The sequence below is a fragment of the Enterobacter sp. UNJFSC 003 genome (assembly GCF_036903355.1).
GTDB lineage: Bacteria > Pseudomonadota > Gammaproteobacteria > Enterobacterales > Enterobacteriaceae > Enterobacter.
The window spans coordinates 39871-57483 of sequence record NZ_JBAKHK010000006.1 but is presented as its reverse complement, the minus strand read 5'-3'; the positions used below and the strand labels follow the sequence as shown (position 1 = coordinate 57483).

Annotated in this window: 16 protein-coding genes; 8 read left to right on the top strand and 8 right to left on the bottom strand. The window is 58.8% G+C overall.

Annotated features, from left to right (window positions below; translation table 11 throughout):
* Positions 1-37 precede the first annotated feature (37 nt).
* The 4 genes from sstT to V5P19_RS15285 form a co-directional block, all read right to left on the bottom strand.
* Positions 38-1279 carry a serine/threonine transporter SstT gene (gene sstT / locus V5P19_RS15300; RefSeq protein ID WP_334404720.1) on the bottom strand — a complete coding sequence of 414 codons (1242 nt, stop codon included), beginning with the start codon at positions 1277-1279 and terminating at the stop codon, positions 38-40.
* 218 nt (positions 1280-1497) lie between these two features.
* Positions 1498-2466 (bottom strand): TerC family protein, encoded by a 969-nt coding sequence (locus tag V5P19_RS15295; protein WP_334404719.1) that lies wholly within the window; start codon positions 2464-2466, stop codon positions 1498-1500.
* A gap of 251 nt (positions 2467-2717) precedes the next feature.
* Positions 2718-3716 (bottom strand): Gfo/Idh/MocA family oxidoreductase, encoded by a 999-nt coding sequence (locus V5P19_RS15290; protein ID WP_334404717.1) that lies wholly within the window; start codon positions 3714-3716, stop codon positions 2718-2720.
* Between the two features lie 70 nt (positions 3717-3786).
* Entirely contained in the window at positions 3787-4290 is a 504-nt protein-coding gene (locus V5P19_RS15285; protein WP_334404715.1) for a M48 family metallopeptidase, read from the bottom strand.
* An 83-nt stretch (positions 4291-4373) separates the two neighbouring features.
* Between V5P19_RS15285 and rlmG the strand changes: the two genes are divergently transcribed.
* Positions 4374-5510, top strand: coding sequence for a 23S rRNA (guanine(1835)-N(2))-methyltransferase RlmG (gene rlmG / locus V5P19_RS15280; RefSeq protein WP_334404713.1), 1137 nt, complete (start codon positions 4374-4376; stop codon positions 5508-5510).
* On the opposite strand, the gene V5P19_RS15275 is transcribed toward rlmG, so the two are convergent.
* The 3 genes from V5P19_RS15275 to lsrR all read right to left on the bottom strand — a co-directional run bounded on the left by V5P19_RS15275 (position 5507) and on the right by lsrR (position 10300).
* Positions 5507-7528 (bottom strand): NADPH-dependent 2,4-dienoyl-CoA reductase, encoded by a 2022-nt coding sequence (locus V5P19_RS15275; protein ID WP_334404711.1) that lies wholly within the window; start codon positions 7526-7528, stop codon positions 5507-5509. The two genes, rlmG and V5P19_RS15275, sit on opposite strands and share 4 nt — an antisense overlap.
* Positions 7529-7700: 172 nt before the next feature.
* Positions 7701-9296 (bottom strand): autoinducer-2 kinase, encoded by a 1596-nt coding sequence (gene lsrK, locus V5P19_RS15270; RefSeq protein WP_334404709.1) that lies wholly within the window; start codon positions 9294-9296, stop codon positions 7701-7703.
* 32 nt (positions 9297-9328) lie between these two features.
* Positions 9329-10300: a transcriptional regulator LsrR gene (gene lsrR / locus V5P19_RS15265; protein WP_334404707.1), complete on the bottom strand. Its 972-nt coding sequence runs from the start codon at positions 10298-10300 to the stop codon at positions 9329-9331.
* Between the two features lie 215 nt (positions 10301-10515).
* Here lsrR and lsrA point away from each other — a divergent pair, with 215 nt between their 5' ends.
* Genes lsrA through lsrG form a run of 6 tightly spaced genes read left to right on the top strand, consistent with a single transcriptional unit; the run spans position 10516 to position 16203 of the window.
* Positions 10516-12003, top strand: a complete 1488-nt coding sequence (gene lsrA, locus V5P19_RS15260) for an autoinducer 2 ABC transporter ATP-binding protein LsrA (protein ID WP_334405040.1) — start codon at positions 10516-10518, stop codon at positions 12001-12003.
* Positions 12000-13031 (top strand): autoinducer 2 ABC transporter permease LsrC, encoded by a 1032-nt coding sequence (lsrC, locus tag V5P19_RS15255; RefSeq protein ID WP_334404705.1) that lies wholly within the window; start codon positions 12000-12002, stop codon positions 13029-13031. The genes lsrA and lsrC overlap by 4 nt, the downstream gene beginning before the upstream one ends.
* Positions 13032-14015: an autoinducer 2 ABC transporter permease LsrD gene (gene lsrD, locus V5P19_RS15250; protein WP_334404703.1), complete on the top strand. Its 984-nt coding sequence runs from the start codon at positions 13032-13034 to the stop codon at positions 14013-14015. It abuts the gene before it with no gap.
* Complete coding sequence (gene lsrB / locus V5P19_RS15245) at positions 14012-15013, top strand: autoinducer 2 ABC transporter substrate-binding protein LsrB (RefSeq protein ID WP_334404701.1); 1002 nt, start codon at positions 14012-14014, stop codon at positions 15011-15013. Before lsrD ends, lsrB begins: the two co-directional genes overlap by 4 nt.
* A 12-nt stretch (positions 15014-15025) precedes the next feature.
* A complete protein-coding gene (gene lsrF / locus V5P19_RS15240) occupies positions 15026-15913 on the top strand; it encodes a 3-hydroxy-5-phosphonooxypentane-2,4-dione thiolase (protein ID WP_334404698.1) in 888 nt (295 codons plus the stop codon).
* The gene (gene lsrG, locus V5P19_RS15235; RefSeq protein ID WP_334404696.1) at positions 15910-16203 is read left to right on the top strand and encodes a (4S)-4-hydroxy-5-phosphonooxypentane-2,3-dione isomerase; all 294 of its coding nucleotides are present in this window, start codon (positions 15910-15912) and stop codon (positions 16201-16203) included. The genes lsrF and lsrG overlap by 4 nt, the downstream gene beginning before the upstream one ends.
* Before the next feature lie 55 nt (positions 16204-16258).
* On the opposite strand, the gene V5P19_RS15230 is transcribed toward lsrG, so the two are convergent.
* Complete coding sequence (locus V5P19_RS15230; RefSeq protein WP_334404694.1) at positions 16259-16948, bottom strand: phenylalanine--tRNA ligase beta subunit-related protein; 690 nt, start codon at positions 16946-16948, stop codon at positions 16259-16261.
* Positions 16949-16990: 42 nt separating this feature from the next.
* On the opposite strand from V5P19_RS15230, the gene V5P19_RS15225 reads away from it, so the two are divergent.
* Positions 16991-17593, top strand: coding sequence for a helix-turn-helix domain-containing protein (locus V5P19_RS15225; protein WP_334404692.1), 603 nt, complete (start codon positions 16991-16993; stop codon positions 17591-17593).
* Positions 17594-17613 lie beyond the last annotated feature (20 nt).

Below are 17613 nucleotides of genomic sequence, written 5' to 3'. Positions count from 1 at the left end.
GAGCCCGGTGAGCGTTAACGCCACCGGGCTTTTCTTTTTAATTTCTCAGCGCGTTTTTCGCCAGTCGCGCATCTTCCGCCTGGCATACCGCGGCCGTAAACATCACGTCGGTAGAGGAGTTGATCGCCGTTTCACAGGAATCCTGCAGCACGCCGATGATGAAACCAACGGCGACCACCTGCATGGCAATCTCGTTCGGGATGCCAAACATATTACAGGCCAGCGGGATCAGCAGAAGTGATCCCCCCGCCACGCCGGACGCGCCACAGGCACAAAGTGCCGCCACCACGCTCAGCAGCAGTGCGGTTGGCAGATCCACCGGAATACCCAGCGTATTTACCGCCGCCAGCGTCAGTACCGTAATGGTGATCGCTGCGCCTGCCATGTTGACCGTCGCGCCCAGGGGAATGGAGACGGAATAGGTATCTCTGTCCAGATTCAGCTTTTCACACAGCGACATGTTCACGGGAATGTTCGCCGCCGAGCTGCGGGTGAAGAAGGCGGTTACGCCGCTTTCACGCAGGCACATCAGCACCAGCGGGTACGGGTTACGACGCGTTTGTACGAAGACCAGCAGCGGGTTGATGACCAGCGCCACTACCGCCATACAACCAATCAGCACCAGCAGCAGCTGCGCGTAGCCCCACAGCGCGCCAAAGCCGGTTGTTGCCAGCGTTGACGCCACCAGACCAAATATGCCAATCGGCGCGAAGCGGATCACAACCGTCACGATAAAGGTCACCGCATTAGAGACATCGGTGATCAGGTTTTTGGTGGTGTCGTTGCTGTGGCGCAGGGCAAAGCCCAGACCGACAGCCCATACCAGAATGCCAATGTAGTTGGCGTTGATCAGCGCATGAATCGGGTTGGCAACAATGCTCATCAGCAGACCATGCATCACCTCAACGATACCCGCGGGCGGGGTAATGTCGGTTGCGCCGGTGGTCAACTGTAGCGTGGAAGGGAAGATAAAGCTCACGACAACCGCCGTCAGTGCGGCTGAGAAGGTGCCCAGCAGGTACATCCACAGAATCGGACGGATGTTGGTTTTTTGTCCCTGCTGGTGGTTGGCGATAGAGGCCATCACCAGGGTCAGTACCAGTACCGGCGCCACCGCTTTCAGGGCGCCGACGAACAGCGTACCGAGCAGGCCGGTCGCCTCAGCGGCGGGTTTAGAGATCAGTGCCAGCGCCACGCCGAGCACCAGGCCAACCAGTATTTGCTTAACAAGACTGCCGCGCGACAGGCGCGCAAACAGACCAGATGACGATGGAGTCATAGGTGTTCCTTAAGTGAAATTGCGTTCCATCCCGGATGTGCTCTTAGTCACATTTATGTCCGGATGTAAGTAAATGTTTGCCTGGTTGAGTATAGGGAAAGGGCGTGCGGAGGGAAGCGTAAAATGCTGGATTTTACGTGTTGCATCATAGTTTTTAACTAACTATTTACAAAATTGCGTTCGCCCTCTCCTTGTGGGAGAGGGCGAGGAGGAGGGGATTACTCTGGCTGCTGCTTCTTATCGTGCTGGCGGTTAACCCAGGTATTGATAATCAGCGTCACGATCAGAATGCCAAACACCACGCCGAGGGAAATGGCGATAGGGATGTGGTAGAAATCGACAATCAGCATCTTGATACCGATAAACACCAGAATCACCGACAGGCCATACTTCAGCATTGAGAAGCGCTCCGCCGCGCCTGCCAGCAGGAAGTACATGGCTCGCAGACCAAGAATAGCGAACAGGTTAGAGGTCAACACGATGAACGGGTCTGTGGTGACCGCGAAGATAGCCGGGATACTGTCTACCGCGAAAATCACGTCGCTCAGCTCAACCAGGATCAGCACCAGCAGCAGCGGAGTGGCAAACAGCAGACCGTTTTTACGCACGAAGAAGTGTTCGCTCTCGATCTTGTCCGTCATACGCAGATGCCCGCGGATCCATTTCACCAGCGGGCGGTCGCCAATGGCCGAGCCGTCTTCTTTTGCCAGCGCCATTTTGATCCCGGTGAACAGCAGGAACGCGCCGAAAACGTACAGCAACCATTCGAACTGTGTGATTAGCCAACTACCCGCGAAGATCATGATCGTACGCAGGATAATCGCGCCCAGCACGCCGTAGACCAATACGCGACGCTGCAGAGCAGCAGGGACGGCAAAGTAGCTAAACAGCATCAGCCACACAAAGACGTTATCCACCGCGAGGGCTTTTTCAATCAGATAACCCGTGAGGAAGGCGAGTGCCTGGGGGTCGGCCACCGCGCGGCCTTCGGTTGATGCAAGGTACCACCAGAAGGCAGCACAGAAGAGCAGGGAGAGGGTAATCCACACCAATGACCAGGCCGCAGCCTGTTTCATGGACATGCCGTGCGCGCCACGACGCCCCTGCAAAAAGAGATCGATCGCCAGCATGATGAGCACGACAACCGCGAATCCGCCCCACAACATTGGAGTACCGACAGAATGCATACGATTTTCCTTACACATAAAAAACAAAAACGGCCATGGTCAGAAGACGATAGCCGTTAGCTTTTTATGCATAGACCTCGCCTTCCGGCAAGGTCTCACTTACAACCACGAGGGTTGCCCGGCGACCGGATGCGATATTGCACGCATCGTAATGACGATCCACCGGCAAGGAAGTTACTCCCCTTTGCGAGTAACAAAATATGTCAGACCATTGGTTTCGTCAATGGTCCGAACGGTTTCATTACACAGCTTTACGCGACAGCTTCCGCACCCACGCCGTCTGCCGGGAACACGACGCCAGTCTGGCGGCGGATCTCCGTTTGCAGTTTCGCCGTGGTGCGACTGACCGCCAGCCCAGGGTGATTCACTTCGTTGTCTTCTACCAGACGCGCAAAGACCTCTGCCTCATAGAGCATAGTGTTAATATGCTGAGGCTGCGTCAGCTCCTGCGCTTTACCGCCGCGCGGCACGATACTGACTTTCTGGCACTCGGATATTTTCTCAATCACCAGCGAGCCCGCTTCACCCTGAATTTCACTCGGCAGCACGGAGTCACTCACCTTCGAATGCTGCAGCGTCACGCTGAAATCACCGTAGTCGAGCACCACGACGCCGTGCGCATCCACGCCGCTTTCCAGCAGGCTGGCGGTGGCCGTCACACCGTGCGGCTCGCCCCACAGCGCCACGGCGGAGGCCAGGCAGTAAAAACCGATATCCATGATCGAGCCGTTTGAGAAGGCTGGGTTAAAGGTATTCGGATTTTCGCCGTCGAGATAGCGCTGGTAGCGTGATGAGTATTGGCAGTAGTTAATAAAGGCTTTACGCACTTTGCCAATTTTTGGCAGAGATTGCTGCAGCAGCAGGAAGTTCGGCAGGCTGGCGGTTTTGAACGCTTCGAACAATACCACCTGGTTTTCACGGGCAAGCTGAATGGCGGCTTCCACTTCCTGACTATTCGACGCCAGCGGCTTCTCGCAAATCACATGTTTTTTATGGCTGAGGAACAGCTTGGTTTGCGGGAAGTGCAGGGCGTTCGGACTGGCAATATAAACCGCGTCAATGGCATCGCTTTGCGCCATTTCGTCGAGCGAGGTGAACAGATGTTCGACCAGGTAATCGTTGGCGAAGGCTTGTGCCTGTTCAAGGCTGCGCGAATAGACTGCGGTGAGTTTATATTTGCCGGTTTCGTGGGCGGCGTCGACGAACTGGCGCGTGATCCAGTTCGTACCAATGACTGCGAAACGTATCATAAACGTTTACGTACTCCGTAGCTGGGAACCTTTAGCCACTGTAGCACGTCATCATGACAATTCGCGTGCGCTAATCCGCATTACGCTTTAACGATAAATGCGTAAGCCATAGGCGGGTATCAAACTCAAGCTGGTGGTACTGCGGCTCCATGTGGCAGCACAACGCGTAGAACGCTTTGTCATGCTCTTTTTCTTTCAGATGGGCCAGCTCGTGAACCACAATCATGCGTAAAAACGCTTCCGGCGCGTTGCGAAACACGGTTGCTACGCGGATTTCGGCCTTGGCTTTCAGCTTGCCGCCCTGTACGCGTGAGATGGCGGTATGCAGGCCGAGCGCGTTTTTCAGCACGTGGATCTTATTGTCGTACATCACTTTGTTGATCGGCGGGGCGCTTCGCAGAAACTGATTTTTAAGATCCTGCGTATACTGCCAAAGCGCCTTGTCGGTTGCGAAATCATGCGTGCCCGGGTAGCGTTTTTCCAGCACGGCCCCCAGCTTTTGCTCGGCGATTAAGCTGCGAACCTGGGTCAGTAAGTTCTCCGGGTAGCCCTGGAGATAAGTTAGTTGGTTCATCAAAGCCCCTAATCGTCAATAAAACGGGTATACTCACGCACCCTTTTCAGGGATACGCCAAATTTTACCATTCAGGAGGGCCGATGAGCCACTTAGACAACGGTTTCCGTTCACTCAACCTTAAACGTTTCCCGGAAACGGACGACGTTAACCCGCTTATGGCGTGGGAAGCGGCGGATGAATATCTGCTGCAGCAGTTGGATGAGACTGAAATTCGCGGCCCGGTTTTGATCCTGAATGATGCCTTTGGCGCGCTGGGCTGTGCGCTGGCTGAACACACGCCTTACAGCATCGGCGATTCTTACCTGAGCGAGCTGGCGACGCGTGAAAACCTGCGCCATAACGATATCGACGAATCCAGCGTGAAGTTTCTCGATAGCACGGCGGAGTACCCGCAGGCGCCGGGCGTGGTGCTGATTAAAGTGCCGAAAACGATGGCGCTGCTGGAGCAACAGCTGCGCGCGCTGCGCAAGGTCGTTACGCCAGAAACGCGCATTATCGCGGGTGCCAAAGCGCGTGATATTCACACCTCGACGCTGGAGCTGTTTGAGAAAGTCCTTGGCCCAACCACCACCACGCTGGCCTGGAAAAAAGCGCGCCTGATCAACTGTACCTTCACTGCGCCGGAGCTGGCTGACGCGCCAGAGACGCTGAGCTGGAAGCTGGAAGGCACAGACTGGACCATCCACAACCACGCGAACGTTTTCTCGCGCACGGGTCTGGATATCGGCGCACGTTTCTTTATTGAACATCTGCCGGAAAACCTGGAAGGCGAAATTGTCGACCTGGGCTGCGGTAACGGCGTGATTGGCCTGACGCTGCTGGCGAAGAACCCAGAAGCCAGCGTTGTCTTCAGCGATGAATCGCCGATGGCCGTCGCCTCCAGCCGCCTGAATGTGGAAACCAACATGCCAGAGGCGCTGGATCGCTGCGAGTTTATGATCAACAACGCGCTGTCGGGCGTTGAGCCTTTCCGCTTCAACGCCGTGCTGTGTAACCCGCCGTTCCACCAGAAGCATGCGCTGACGGATAACGTCGCCTGGGAGATGTTCCACCATGCGCGCCGCTGTCTGAAAGTTAACGGCGAGCTGTACATCGTGGCTAACCGCCACCTGGACTACTTCCACAAGCTGAAGAAGATTTTCGGCAACTGCACCACGATTGCGACCAACAACAAATTCGTGGTGCTGAAAGCCGTTAAGCTGGGTCGTCGCCGCTAAATCGTCAGCGCAAGCTGGGTGCCCTGCGCAATCGCGCGCCGTGCATCCAGCTCCGTCGCCACATCGCATCCCCCAATTAAATGCACCGTTTTACCCGCCTCACGCAGCGGATCGGCCAGATCGCGCTTCGGCTCCTGTCCGGCACAGAGAATGACATGATCTACCCGCAGCAGCTGTGGCTCTCCGCCGATCGTCACGTGCAGCCCGTCATCGTCGATCTTCTGATAACTCACTGCCGGGATCATCTTCACGCCGCGCGAGAGCAGGGTGGCGCGATGGATCCAGCCCGTTGTTTTGCCCAGCCCCTCACCCGGCTTGCTGGCTTTACGCTGGAGCATCACAATCTGGCGCGGGCTTTTTGGCAGTTGGGGTCCTTCCGGACGCAGTCCGCCGGACTGGCTCAGGCTGGTATCAATGCCCCATTCCACGCAAAACTCGGCGATGTTCTGGCTGGTGGCTTCACCCGGCTGGCTTAAGTACATCGCCGTATCGAAACCAATCCCGCCGCAGCCGACGATTGCCACCTTCTCACCAACCGGGACTTTATCGCGCAGGACGTCGAGGTAGCTCAATACCTTAGGATGATCGATACCCTCGATCGTTGGCGTGCGCGGCGCGATCCCGCTGGCGAGGATCACCTCATCGAAATCCACCAGATCCGCTGCCTTCACGAAATGGTTGAGCCGCAGATCAACCTGCGTCAGCTCAAGCATCCGGCGGTAGTAGCGCAGGGTTTCATAGAACTCCTCTTTGCCGGGGATCTGCTTCGCGATATTAAACTGCCCGCCGATCTCGCCTGCGGCATCAAACAGCGTCACGCTGTGCCCGCGTCCCGCGGCATTTACCGCAAACGCCAGCCCCGCCGGGCCAGCCCCCACGACGGCCAGGCGCTTTTTGCTTAGCGCCGGAACGATCGGCATTTTGGTTTCATGGCAGGCGCGCGGATTCACGAGACAGGAGGTGATCTTACCGACGAAGATCTGGTCCAGGCAGGCCTGGTTACAGCCGATGCAGGTGTTGATCTCATCCGCTCGCCCGCTTTGTGCTTTCGAAAGCAGCTCCGCATCCGCCAGGAACGGGCGCGCCATCGACACCATATCGGCATCGCCGTTAGCAATTACATCATCCGCCACCTGAGGGTCGTTAATGCGGTTGGTGGTGACCAGGGGGATCGACACTTTGCCTTTCAGCCTGCGCGTCACCCAGCTAAACGCCGCGCGCGGCACCGGCGTCGCGATGGTGGGAATCCGCGCCTCGTGCCAGCCGATGCCGGTGTTGATAATGGTGGCACCAGCGGTTTCAATGGCCTGTGCCAGCTGTACGGTTTCGTCAAACGTTCCGCCACCCTCCACCAAATCGAGCATCGACAGGCGGAAGACGATAATAAAATCAGCGCCCGCACGTTCGCGCACGGCGCGCACCACTTCCACGGCAAAGCGCATGCGTCGAGCGTAGTCGCCACCCCATTCATCGTCTCGCTGGTTAGTACGGGCGGCGAGGAATTCGTTAATTAAATAGCCTTCGGAACCCATGACCTCCACGCCGTCGTAGCCCGCTTCACGCGCCAGCGCAGCGCAGCGGGCGAAGTCGTCTATCAGCGTCAGGATCTCATCGTGGCTGAGCGCGTGAGGTTTGAAGCGGTTAATGGGCGCCTGGAGGGGGGACGGGGCGACCAAATTCGGTTGATAGCTATAACGGCCGGTATGCAGGATCTGCAGAGCGATTTTTCCCCCTTCCTGGTGCACCGCGTCGGTCACAATGCGGTGATGCGCGAGCTGTGCTGCATCGTTAAGCACCGCACCGCCCTCCATGCCCACGCCCGAGGGAGAAGGCGCCACCCCACCGGTGACGATCAGCGCTACGCCGTGCCGTGCGCGTTCGGCGTAGAAGGCTGCCAGACGCTCGGCGCCGTCCGGGCGCTCCTCCAGTCCGGTGTGCATCGAGCCCATCAACACGCGGTTTTTGAGCGTAGTGAACCCCAGATTGAGGGGGGCGAATAACGACGGGTAGCGGCTCATAGTCTCTTCCAATGTAAAATTATTGTTATGTGGTCGGATGAGTTACTAATTTAGCCAGTGGGGAGTAAAAGGGAAAAGGGGAATGCAGTGATTGTGATGGGAATCAAATATTGGTGTGGCCTGATGCCCTCACCCTCTCCCACAGGGAGAGGGGACTTAATCTCCCTCTCCTTTAGGGAGAGGGCCGGGGTGAAGGGGAGGTCCGCACCAGCCCCGGCGCCTGCCACATTGACGTCGTCAGCCCGCTGTCCACCAGACCCAGCTGGTCGGCGTACACCGCCTGCCACTTCTGCAACATGCCGTCGTACAGCTCGCGGTGCTGCGGGTTCGGTGTGAACTCGCGGCTCCACTTCACTAGCCGCTCGCCCGTTGCCGCCATATCGGCAAAAAGCCCCGCGCCGGTACCCGCCGCTATCGCGCAGCCCAGCGCTGTCGCCTCTTTGACGTCGGGCACGCGCACCGGTAACCCGGTGACATCGCTTAAAATCTGGCTCCACAATGCCCCTTTTGCACCGCCACCGGCAAACACCAGGCTTTCGAACGTCACGCCCGAGAAGCGTGAAATTTGCGCCAGATTGCAGGCCGAGACAATCGCCGCGTTCTCTTCCAGCGCGCGGAATAGCGTGGCTTTATTGCATTTTTCCGGGTCGATGGAGAGGTTAATAAACGACGGTGCGGCGTGGTACCACTGCTTGAAGTGCATCGCATCAGAGAATATCGGCATCACGCCGTAAGAACCTGCCGGAACCCGGCTCGCCATCTCTTCCATCAGGGAGTAGGTGTCCATGCCCATCCTCTCGGCAATCAGCTTTTCCTCTGCGCAGAAGGCATCGCGGAACCAGCGCATGGTCAGCCCGGTAAAGAAGCTGATCGACTCCGCCTGCGCCATACCCGGGATCACATGCGGGTTGACGCGGATATTCATGTCAGGATCCGTCCGCACCTGCGGCAGGTTCACCACCTGCTGCCAGAAGGTACCGCCCAGCACCGCCGTTTGTCCGGCGCGAACGACGCCCAGCCCCAGACATCCCAACTGCACGTCGCCGCCGCCCATCACCACCGGCGTGCCTTCGCGCAGGCCGCTTTGCTGCGCGGCGTCATGGGTGATAGCACCCAGCACGGTGCCGGTCTCCTTCACCGGGGAGAGGATATCGGCGCGCAGTCCGGCCATGTCCAGCAGCGCCGGACGCCAGTCGCGGGAAAACAGGTCTAACATACCGGTGGTGCCCGCATTGGAGGGGTCAACCGCCAGCTCGCCGGAGAGCTTCGCCGCCAGCCAGTCGCTGATCATCGTGATGGTAGCCGCCTTGCGATAGATATCCGGGCGATGATGCGCCAGCCACAGCAGGCGCGGCATGGCGCTCAGGGCTAGCGTTTGCCCGGAGACCTCGTACACCTCGGATTCAAACCGGTAATCGTGGATCTCTTTGAGTTCGGCCACCTCGCGGCTGGCGCGGGCGTCGACGTTTGCGCAGGCCCAGATGGCCTCGCCGTTGCGATCGTACAGCACGATCCCTTCGCGCATTGAACAGCAGGCGACGGACTGAATATCCGCCGCGCTCAGATGGGCGCGATCCAGCGCCTGATGAATGCACTGACAGGCCAGCCGCCAGTTGGTATCAAGATCAAATTCCATCGATCCCGGTACGTTTTCCACGCTCAGGTGCTTCCATTCCTCCTGGCCGACGGCAATTTGGTTGCCCAGTAAATCGAACACTACGGCGCGGACGCTGCCGGTCCCTGCATCTAACGCTAAAAGGTAACCCATGAGTTTGCCTCGCTGTTAGCGCAGGGCGGCTCTTAATCGGCCAGAGCCAGCACCGCGCGGGCTGTTGTCTCTTCCGTCACCAGGCCATTGATACGGCGACCTTTGAGTGCGGCATAAATCGCGTCGGCTTTCTCTTCGCCTCCGGCCACGCCAACGATGGTCGGCAGCTGCGCCAGTTCATCGAGGGTGACGCCGAGTAATTCGCGGTGGATCTCCAGCTCTTCCACGCACTCCCCTTCGGCATTGAGGAAATACCCGAGAATATCGCCCACCGCGCCTTTGCGGGCGTACATCAGCTGTTCACCTTCGCTGATATAGCCGGAGCGCAGGATGGTGGCGTCTCGACGCTGGTTCACTGAACCAATCCCGACCACCGCCACGTCGGCGGCGGTTGCGGCGAGGATCACGTCCCGTACGCTGGTCTCGCGCTTTAAGATCTCCGCAACGGAGGCGGAGGACACGCGGAGCGGGGCAGGGATCATGCTGACGCTGCAGGCCGCATCCAGCTGGCCAATCCCCGTCATGTAAGGCCCAACGCCGCCGGAGAGCGTCACCAGGCGGATCTGCTGTGAGCCAATAAATCCGCTTAAGTGTTGCAGGCTGCTCATGGTGGTTTCACCAAATCCCACCGCCAGTAACTGGCCGGGTTCCAGGACGCCCATCAGCGACTGCGCCGCGCCAATGCCTAGCCGCACGTTCATCGGCGGCGTATTTAGCGCGGGCATCACGCGTACCAGCTTTAATCCAAAGCGCTGCTGCAGCTCGGTTTCCAGCGCCAGACATCCCTCATAGCGGGAGTTGATTTGCACCCGGATCACCCCGGACTGACGGCCTTTCTCCAGCAGGCGCGAAATCTTCAGGCGCGGCAGGCCGAGCCGCTCGCCAATGTCATTCTGCGTTAACCCATCGTGGTAGTAACACCAGGCCACGCGAGCCACTAGCTCCTCTTCTGCCAGCGCCAACCCGGCAAAACGACCTTCTTCAACAGTGCGTTTATCGCTCATATTTGAACTCTTATAAAAATTTAGATCATATGTTCGTGATGGCGCGCCTTGAAAGTGTGAGCCATGCGACAAAACGGATCTTTTAGATTGTTTGAGGTCTATCTGTATCTTAATCGATAAAACTGTGATCCCTGCACGGTTGTAAATATAGTTCACCGTCTACGCTTTTGAACATTATTAAATCTAAAAATCATTTGTTCAATAGCGGAGCGATGATGACCCCACTTATCGAAGCACGTGATATCTGCAAACAGTTCTCCGGTGTGCCGGTTCTCAAAGGCATTGATTTCACGCTGCTTGCGGGCCAGGTCCATGCGCTGATGGGCGGTAACGGCGCGGGTAAATCGACGCTGATGAAGATCATCGCCGGGGTCGAGACGCCGGACGGCGGTGAACTTTTGGTTGAGGGGCAACCCTATACGCGGCTTACGCCAGCGCAGGCGCACAGGTTAGGCATTTACCTGGTGCCGCAGGAGCCGCTGCTGTTCCCAAATTTAACGGTGCGGGAAAACATCCTCTTCCGTCTGCCGCGTGAACGTGACGTGGACAAACGTCTGGCGGAAAAGCTTCATCAGCTGCAGTGCCCGCTTAATCTTGATGCTGCCGCCAGCACGCTGGAAGTCGCGGATCAGCAGATGGTGGAGATCCTGCGCGGGCTCATGCGCAACGCGAAGATCCTGATCCTCGATGAACCCACGGCGTCGCTCACGCCGGGGGAAACCGAACGCCTGTTCCGCCAGATCCGCGCGCTGCAGGCGCTCGGCGTGGGTATTGTCTTTATCTCGCATAAACTGCCTGAAATCCGGCAGCTGGCGAGTCACGTCTCGGTAATGCGCGACGGTGCCGTCGTGCTCGGCGGCGAAACGGCGCAGTTCGACGATAACGCGCTCATCGCGGCGATGACGCCCGTGAGTCGGGATAAAGGCTTAAGCGACGCGCAAAAACTGTGGCTGGCGCTGCCGGGCAATCGTCGAACTCAGCCGCAGGATTTTCCGGTGCTGCGCGTGGACGAGCTCACTGGAGAAGGGTTTATCGATCTCAGTCTGGAGATCTACGCCGGGGAGATCGTGGGTCTTGCCGGGCTGGTCGGCTCCGGGCGAACAGAATTTGCTGAAACGCTCTACGGCCTGCGACCGACCCGTGGCGGGCGGATCTGGTTGGAAAATCAGGAGATCACCGGCGATCCGGTCTCTTCGCGGCTGAACAAGGGCCTGGTTTACCTGCCGGAGGATCGCCAGGTTTCCGGCTTGTTCCTGGATGCGCCGGTTCGCTGGAACACGGTCGCCCTGAACGAGCCGTCTCTCTGGCAGCAGCGCAAGCGGGAGTCTGCGGTTGTCGAACGCTATCACCGGGCGCTGGGGATCAAGCTCAACCATGCGGATCAAACCGTGCGTACGCTCTCTGGCGGCAACCAGCAAAAGGTTCTGCTGGCGCGCTGTCTGGAGGCCAATCCGCTGCTGCTGATCGTCGATGAACCCACGCGCGGGGTGGATGTCTCGGCGCGCGCCGATATCTATCAGCTGATCAAAAGCGTGGCGGCGCAGAACGTGGCGGTGCTGATGATCTCAAGCGATCTTGATGAGTTTCCGGGGCTGGCGGATCGGGTGCTGGTGATGCATCAGGGCGTGCTTAGCGGCGAACTGCCGCGCCATGCCGTCAGCCTCGACAAAATGATGGCGCTGGCGTTCGGAGGGCAATCATGAAGACCTTGCTGAAAAACCGCGAGCTGAGCGCTTTTCTCGCCATTCTGGCGCTGTTTGTCGTGCTGGTGGCTCTTAATCCCTCCTATTTCAGCCTCCAGACGCTGGGGATGATTTTCGCCAGCTCACAAATCTTGATCCTGCTGGCGCTCGGGGCCGCGCTGGTGATGTTAACCCGCAATATTGACGTGTCTGTGGGTTCCACCGTGGGGCTTTCTGCCATTGCCGTCGGCGTGGCGCTGAACAGCGGCTATAGTCTGCCGGTATCGATACTTTTCGCACTGTCGATTGGCGCACTGGCGGGAGCATTCAACGGTTTTTTGGTGGTGGGGCTGCGCATTCCGGCGATTGTCGCCACCCTCGGCACGCTGGGGCTGTATCGCGGGGCAATGCTGCTGTGGACGGGCGGCAAGTGGATTGAAGGGCTGCCGCCGGGGCTGAAATCGCTTTCTGAACCTGCCGCCATCGGTATTTCCCCCCTTGGCATGATGGTGCTGCTGCTCGCCGCCGTGGGCGCGTGGACGCTGTCGCGCACCGCCTTTGGCCGGGATTTTTATGCCGTAGGCGATAACCTTGCCGCCGCACGTCAGCTCGGCGTGGCGGTAAACCGTACGCGGATGATCGCCTTTACCCTTAACGGCATGCTGGCGGCCTGCGCCGGGATCGTCTTCGCCTCACAGATTGGCTTTGTACCGAACCAGACCGGCAGCGGGCTGGAGATGAAGGCTATCGCCGCCTGCGTGCTGGGCGGCATCTCGCTGCTGGGCGGCACCGGGACGCTCATCGGTGCATTGCTCGGTGCCTTTTTCCTGACCCAAATCGACACCGTGCTGGTGCTGTTCCGGCTTCCGGCCTGGTGGAACGACTTTATCGCCGGCCTTGTGCTGCTGGGCGTGCTGGTGCTCGACGGACGTCTGCGCCAGGCGCTGGCTCGCCATCAGCGGGCGTTGAAATACAGTCGCTTCCAGCCGGGCAATAAAGGGGGAAAGCACGTCACCCCGTTTTCAAAACGCAAAAAAGAGGTGGCGTAAATGAAGCTTAACTGGGAAAGCGCGCTGCTCGTTTTACTGGTGCTGGAGATCCTGCTCTTTGGCGCCATCAACCCGCGCATGCTCGACATCAACATGCTGCTGTTCAGCACCAGCGATTTCATCTGCATCGGCATTGTGGCGCTACCGCTGACGCTGGTGATCATCAGCGGCGGGATCGACATTTCGCTGGGCTCAACCATTGGCCTGTGCGCCATTGCGCTTGGGGTGATGATGCAGTCGGGCTGGCCGATGGCGGTCGCCATTCCGCTCACGCTACTGCTCGGCCTGCTGTGCGGGCTGGTGAACGCGGCGCTTATCCACTACACCGGCATCAGCCCCCTGGTGATTACCCTCGGCACGCTGTACCTCTACGGCGGCGGGGCGCTGCTGCTCTCCGGCATGGCTGGCGCGACGGGCTACGAGGGCATCGGCGGCTTCCCGGACAGCTTTACCGCGTTCGCTAATCTCACTGTTTTAGGGCTGCCGATCCCGCTGGTGCTGTTCGCGGTCATCACCGCCTTCTTCTGGCTGATTACCCACCGCGGACGCTTTGGCCGCCATCTTTTTTTGATTGGGCAAAACCCGCGCGCGGCACGCTACGCAGCGCTGTCGGTGAACGGCATGCCCTATGCGCTGTACGGCCTGGTGGGCGTGGCTTCGGCCATTGCCGCGTTGGTGATGGTCTCCTATTTCGGCTCCGCGCGTTCGGATCTGGGGCGCGATCTGCTGATGCCTGCGCTCACCGCCGCGGTGCTCGGTGGGGCGAATATCTACGGCGGTTCCGGTTCGGTTGTCGGCACCGCACTGGCGGCGCTGCTGGTGGGCTACCTGCAACAGGGTTTACAGATGGTCGGCATCCCCAACCAGGTGTCGAGCGCGCTGTCAGGGGCGCTGCTGGTTGTGGTGGTGATGGGACGTTCGCTGAGTCTGCACCGTGAATGGGTGCGCAATTTCTTACTGAAAACTACCCGGAGCGTAAGATGAAAACAAAACTGATAGTCCTGGCGATGGCCCTCAGCTTTGCCTCGGCGCAGGCGGCAGACCGCATTGCCTTTATCCCGAAACTGGTGGGCGTCGGCTTCTTCACCAGCGGCGGCAACGGGGCGAAAGAGGCGGGGAAAGATCTTGGCGTGGACGTCACCTATGACGGCCCGACCGAGCCGAGCGTCTCCGGCCAGGTGCAGCTCATCAATAACTTCGTCAACCAGGGCTATAACGCCATCATCGTCTCCGCCGTGTCGCCGGACGGCCTCTGTCCGGCGCTGAAGCGCGCGATGCAGCGCGGCGTCAAAGTGCTGACCTGGGATTCCGACACCAAACCAGAGTGCCGCAGCATCTATATCAACCAGGGTACCCCGGAACAGCTTGGCGGCCTGCTGGTGGAGATGGCCGGCAGGCAGGTCACCAAACCGAATGCCAAAGTGGCGTTCTTCTACTCCAGCCCAACCGTCACCGACCAGAACCAGTGGGTGAAGGAGGCGAAGGCCAAAATCGAGAAAGATCATCCCCAGTGGCAGGTCGTGACGACCCAGTTTGGCTATAACGATGCCACTAAATCTCTGCAAACCGCCGAAGGGATCTTAAAAGCGTATCCGGATCTGGATGCGATCATCGCCCCGGACGCTAACGCCTTGCCCGCAGCAGCGCAGGCGGCAGAAAACCTGAAGCGTGAAGGCGTGGCGATTGTCGGTTTCAGCACGCCGAACGTGATGCGCCCATACGTTGAGCGCGGTACGGTAAAAGCCTTTGGCCTGTGGGACGTGGTGCAGCAGGGCAAAATTGCGGTCAACGTCGCCGATCGTTTGTTGAAAAAAGGCGATCTTAACGTTGGCGACAGCGTAGACGTAAAAGATATCGGGACGCTGAAGGTCGAGCCGAACAGCGTGCAGGGCTATCAGTATGAAGCGAAGGGCAACGGCATCGTGCTGCTGCCGGAGCGCGTGGTGTTTACCAAAGAGAACATCAACAAATACGATTTCTGACGGGGGGAATACATGGCTGATTTAGACGACATCAAAGACGGCAAGGATTTTGGCATCGGCACGCCGCAGCAGAATGTGCCGTTCACGCTGAAGGGCTGCGGCTCGCTGGACTGGGGCATGCAGTCCCGGCTGGCGCGCATCTTCAACCCGCAAAGCAACCGCACGGTGATGCTGGCCTTTGACCACGGCTACTTTCAGGGGCCGACCACTGGCCTTGAGCGTATCGATCTCTCTATCGCCCCGCTGTTTGGCGAAACGGACGTGCTGATGTGTACCCGCGGCATCCTCAGGAGCCAGGTACCTGCCGCGACGAATAAACCGGTTGTGCTGCGCGCCTCCGGCGGTAACTCGATCCTGGGCGAGCTATCCAACGAGTGCGTGGCAGTGGCAATGGAGGACGCGCTTCGCCTCAACGTCTGCGCGGTGGCCGCGCAGGTCTATATCGGCAGCGAGTTTGAGCATCAGTCGATCAACAACATCATCAAGCTGGTGGACGCGGGCGCGCGCTACGGGGTACCGACGCTGGCGGTGACGGGGGTCGGCAAAGAGATGGCGCGAGACGCACGTTATTTCTCGCTTGCCAGCCGTATCGCCGCCGAAATGGGGGCGCAGTTCGTCAAAACGTATTATGTCGACGAGGGCTTTGAAAAGGTGACCGCCAGCTGCCCGGTCCCGATCGTCATTGCCGGGGGCAAAAAGCTGCCGGAACACGACGCGCTGGAGATGTGCTGGCGGGCGATCGATCAGGGTGCATCCGGCGTGGATATGGGGCGCAATATCTTCCAGTCCAGCGCGCCGCTCGCCATGCTAAAAGCGGTTAAGAAAGTGGTACACGAGAACATGAGCGCCCGGGACGCGTTCCAGTTCTGGCAGGAAGAGAAACAGGGAGAAGCAAAATGAATGTGACGCTAGTGGAGATCAACATCAAACCCGAGCGGGTGGACGAGTTTCTGGAGGTGTTTCGCGCCAACCACGAGGGAGCAATCAAGGAGCCGGGAAACCTGCGATTTGACGTATTGCAGGACCCGCGGGTGAAAACCCGGTTCTTTATCTACGAAGCCTATAAAGACGACGCGGCGGTGCTGGCGCATAAGCAAACCCCGCACTATCTGGCCTGCGTGGATAAGCTCGAGGAACTGATGTCGGAGCCACGCAAAAAACGCAGTTTTGTGGGGTTGTTGCCGGAATAAAAGACGCTGTAAAGGTGATGTTGGCCGGGCAAGCGCAAGCGCCTCCCGGCGTTTTTCATGCCAGCTCGAGAAGATGAATCTGCGCTTTTGCACCCGGCATCAGCTGCTGCAGGTTATTCACCAGCTCCGCGCCCGCTTTTTCCAGCGCCGCAAGCGGCATCGACGGCAGGCTTTCAAGAATAAACCACATGGTTTGCGCCTTGCTGTCCAGACGAGTCCGTATCCCCTGACGCCAGTTCCAGCGACGGCAGGTAACGCCGAGATCGTCGCGCCAGATAACCTCCCCAGCATCCGGATATTCCACCACCGGCAGGCCCTCTTTCTGAGTATCGAAAGGTTCATCACCGCTGGCAAAGGTCAGACGCGGCGCACCCACATAGGCCGCGAGATTCTCCCCGCCAACCGGAATGGCGTAGCGGATGCTGATGGCATTATAGATATCTACCACCGGGTCGAGCGGCGGCAATGTGCCGTCCTTCACTACCCGCTTACGCAGGGCAGAGGCGGAGCAGGGCGTGCGTTTCGGTTTCGCGCCGAAGGCTTTAAACACCTCATCCCAGTCTGAAAGGTGTGCATCAGCCCAGGGAACATCATCATTAAGCATCTGCTGGCAGGCCTGTGCCAGTGCGGCAGCCGCCACCTCCGGGTGGTTAATCGGCGCAGCTTCAACCAGAATGCTCAGTGCCCGAAAGCCTGGGGCAATCCCGGCAAGACGCGAGTCTATTGACGGCGTAACGAGAGACATAAATAATCCTGTATTGACTGTTTTATACCATGGTAGTGACCAATGACTGATAAAGTCAATATAATGACTGCGCAGGGTGCCGATGTCGCCCAGGTAAGCCTGGCGGTGGCGAACCGGATTCGCAGCTGGCGCAAAGAGAAAAAACTGTCGCTGGATGAGCTGTCCCGCCGCGCCAGCGTCAGCAAAGGAATGCTGGTGGAGATTGAAAAGGGCGCAGCCAACCCCAGCATCGCCATTTTGTGCAAACTGGCCGCCGCGCTCGGTATCTCAGTGGCGGATATCGTTAACGTCTCCAGCGAGCCGCTGGTGCATGTTATCGAAGAAGAGGCGATTCCGGTACTGTGGCTGGGTGCACAGGGCGGACGCGCCAGACTGCTGGCGGGTACCGCTGGCCCGGATATGATTGAACTCTGGCAGTGGGATATGCATCCGGGGGAACGGTTCACGTCTCCAGGACACCCGGCGGGAACCTTCGAGCTACTGCATGTTAACGAGGGTGTGTTAACCCTGACGGTCGATGAGACGGTGACGCAGGTTGCTGCCGGGGCATCGGCGGTGGCGAAAACCGAAGCGGCGCACGGCTATGCCAATGAAGGCGATACCGTGCTTCGCTTCACCATGACGGTGGCGGAGTTTCACAGATAGCAACCGACCGATAGCGCGCA

Bases quoted from the DNA above. Each gene is read 5' to 3' on its own strand.
- lsrR (WP_334404707.1), bottom strand. From the start codon at position 10,300: ATGAGCGATAAACGCACTGTTGAAGAAGGTCGTTTTGCCGGGTTGGCG.
- V5P19_RS15285 (WP_334404715.1), bottom strand. From the start codon at position 4,290: ATGAACCAACTAACTTATCTCCAGGGCTACCCGGAGAACTTACTGACC.
- lsrB (WP_334404701.1), top strand. From the start codon at position 14,012: ATGAAAACAAAACTGATAGTCCTGGCGATGGCCCTCAGCTTTGCCTCG.
- lsrF (WP_334404698.1), top strand. From the start codon at position 15,026: ATGGCTGATTTAGACGACATCAAAGACGGCAAGGATTTTGGCATCGGC.
- lsrK (WP_334404709.1), bottom strand. From the start codon at position 9,296: ATGGGTTACCTTTTAGCGTTAGATGCAGGGACCGGCAGCGTCCGCGCC.
- lsrC (WP_334404705.1), top strand. From the start codon at position 12,000: ATGAAGACCTTGCTGAAAAACCGCGAGCTGAGCGCTTTTCTCGCCATT.
- lsrA (WP_334405040.1), top strand. From the start codon at position 10,516: ATGACCCCACTTATCGAAGCACGTGATATCTGCAAACAGTTCTCCGGT.
- V5P19_RS15275 (WP_334404711.1), bottom strand. From the start codon at position 7,528: ATGAGCCGCTACCCGTCGTTATTCGCCCCCCTCAATCTGGGGTTCACT.
- lsrG (WP_334404696.1), top strand. From the start codon at position 15,910: ATGAATGTGACGCTAGTGGAGATCAACATCAAACCCGAGCGGGTGGAC.
- sstT (WP_334404720.1), bottom strand. From the start codon at position 1,279: ATGACTCCATCGTCATCTGGTCTGTTTGCGCGCCTGTCGCGCGGCAGT.
- V5P19_RS15225 (WP_334404692.1), top strand. From the start codon at position 16,991: ATGACTGATAAAGTCAATATAATGACTGCGCAGGGTGCCGATGTCGCC.
- V5P19_RS15230 (WP_334404694.1), bottom strand. From the start codon at position 16,948: ATGTCTCTCGTTACGCCGTCAATAGACTCGCGTCTTGCCGGGATTGCC.
- rlmG (WP_334404713.1), top strand. From the start codon at position 4,374: ATGAGCCACTTAGACAACGGTTTCCGTTCACTCAACCTTAAACGTTTC.
- lsrD (WP_334404703.1), top strand. From the start codon at position 13,032: ATGAAGCTTAACTGGGAAAGCGCGCTGCTCGTTTTACTGGTGCTGGAG.
- V5P19_RS15290 (WP_334404717.1), bottom strand. From the start codon at position 3,716: ATGATACGTTTCGCAGTCATTGGTACGAACTGGATCACGCGCCAGTTC.
- V5P19_RS15295 (WP_334404719.1), bottom strand. From the start codon at position 2,466: ATGCATTCTGTCGGTACTCCAATGTTGTGGGGCGGATTCGCGGTTGTC.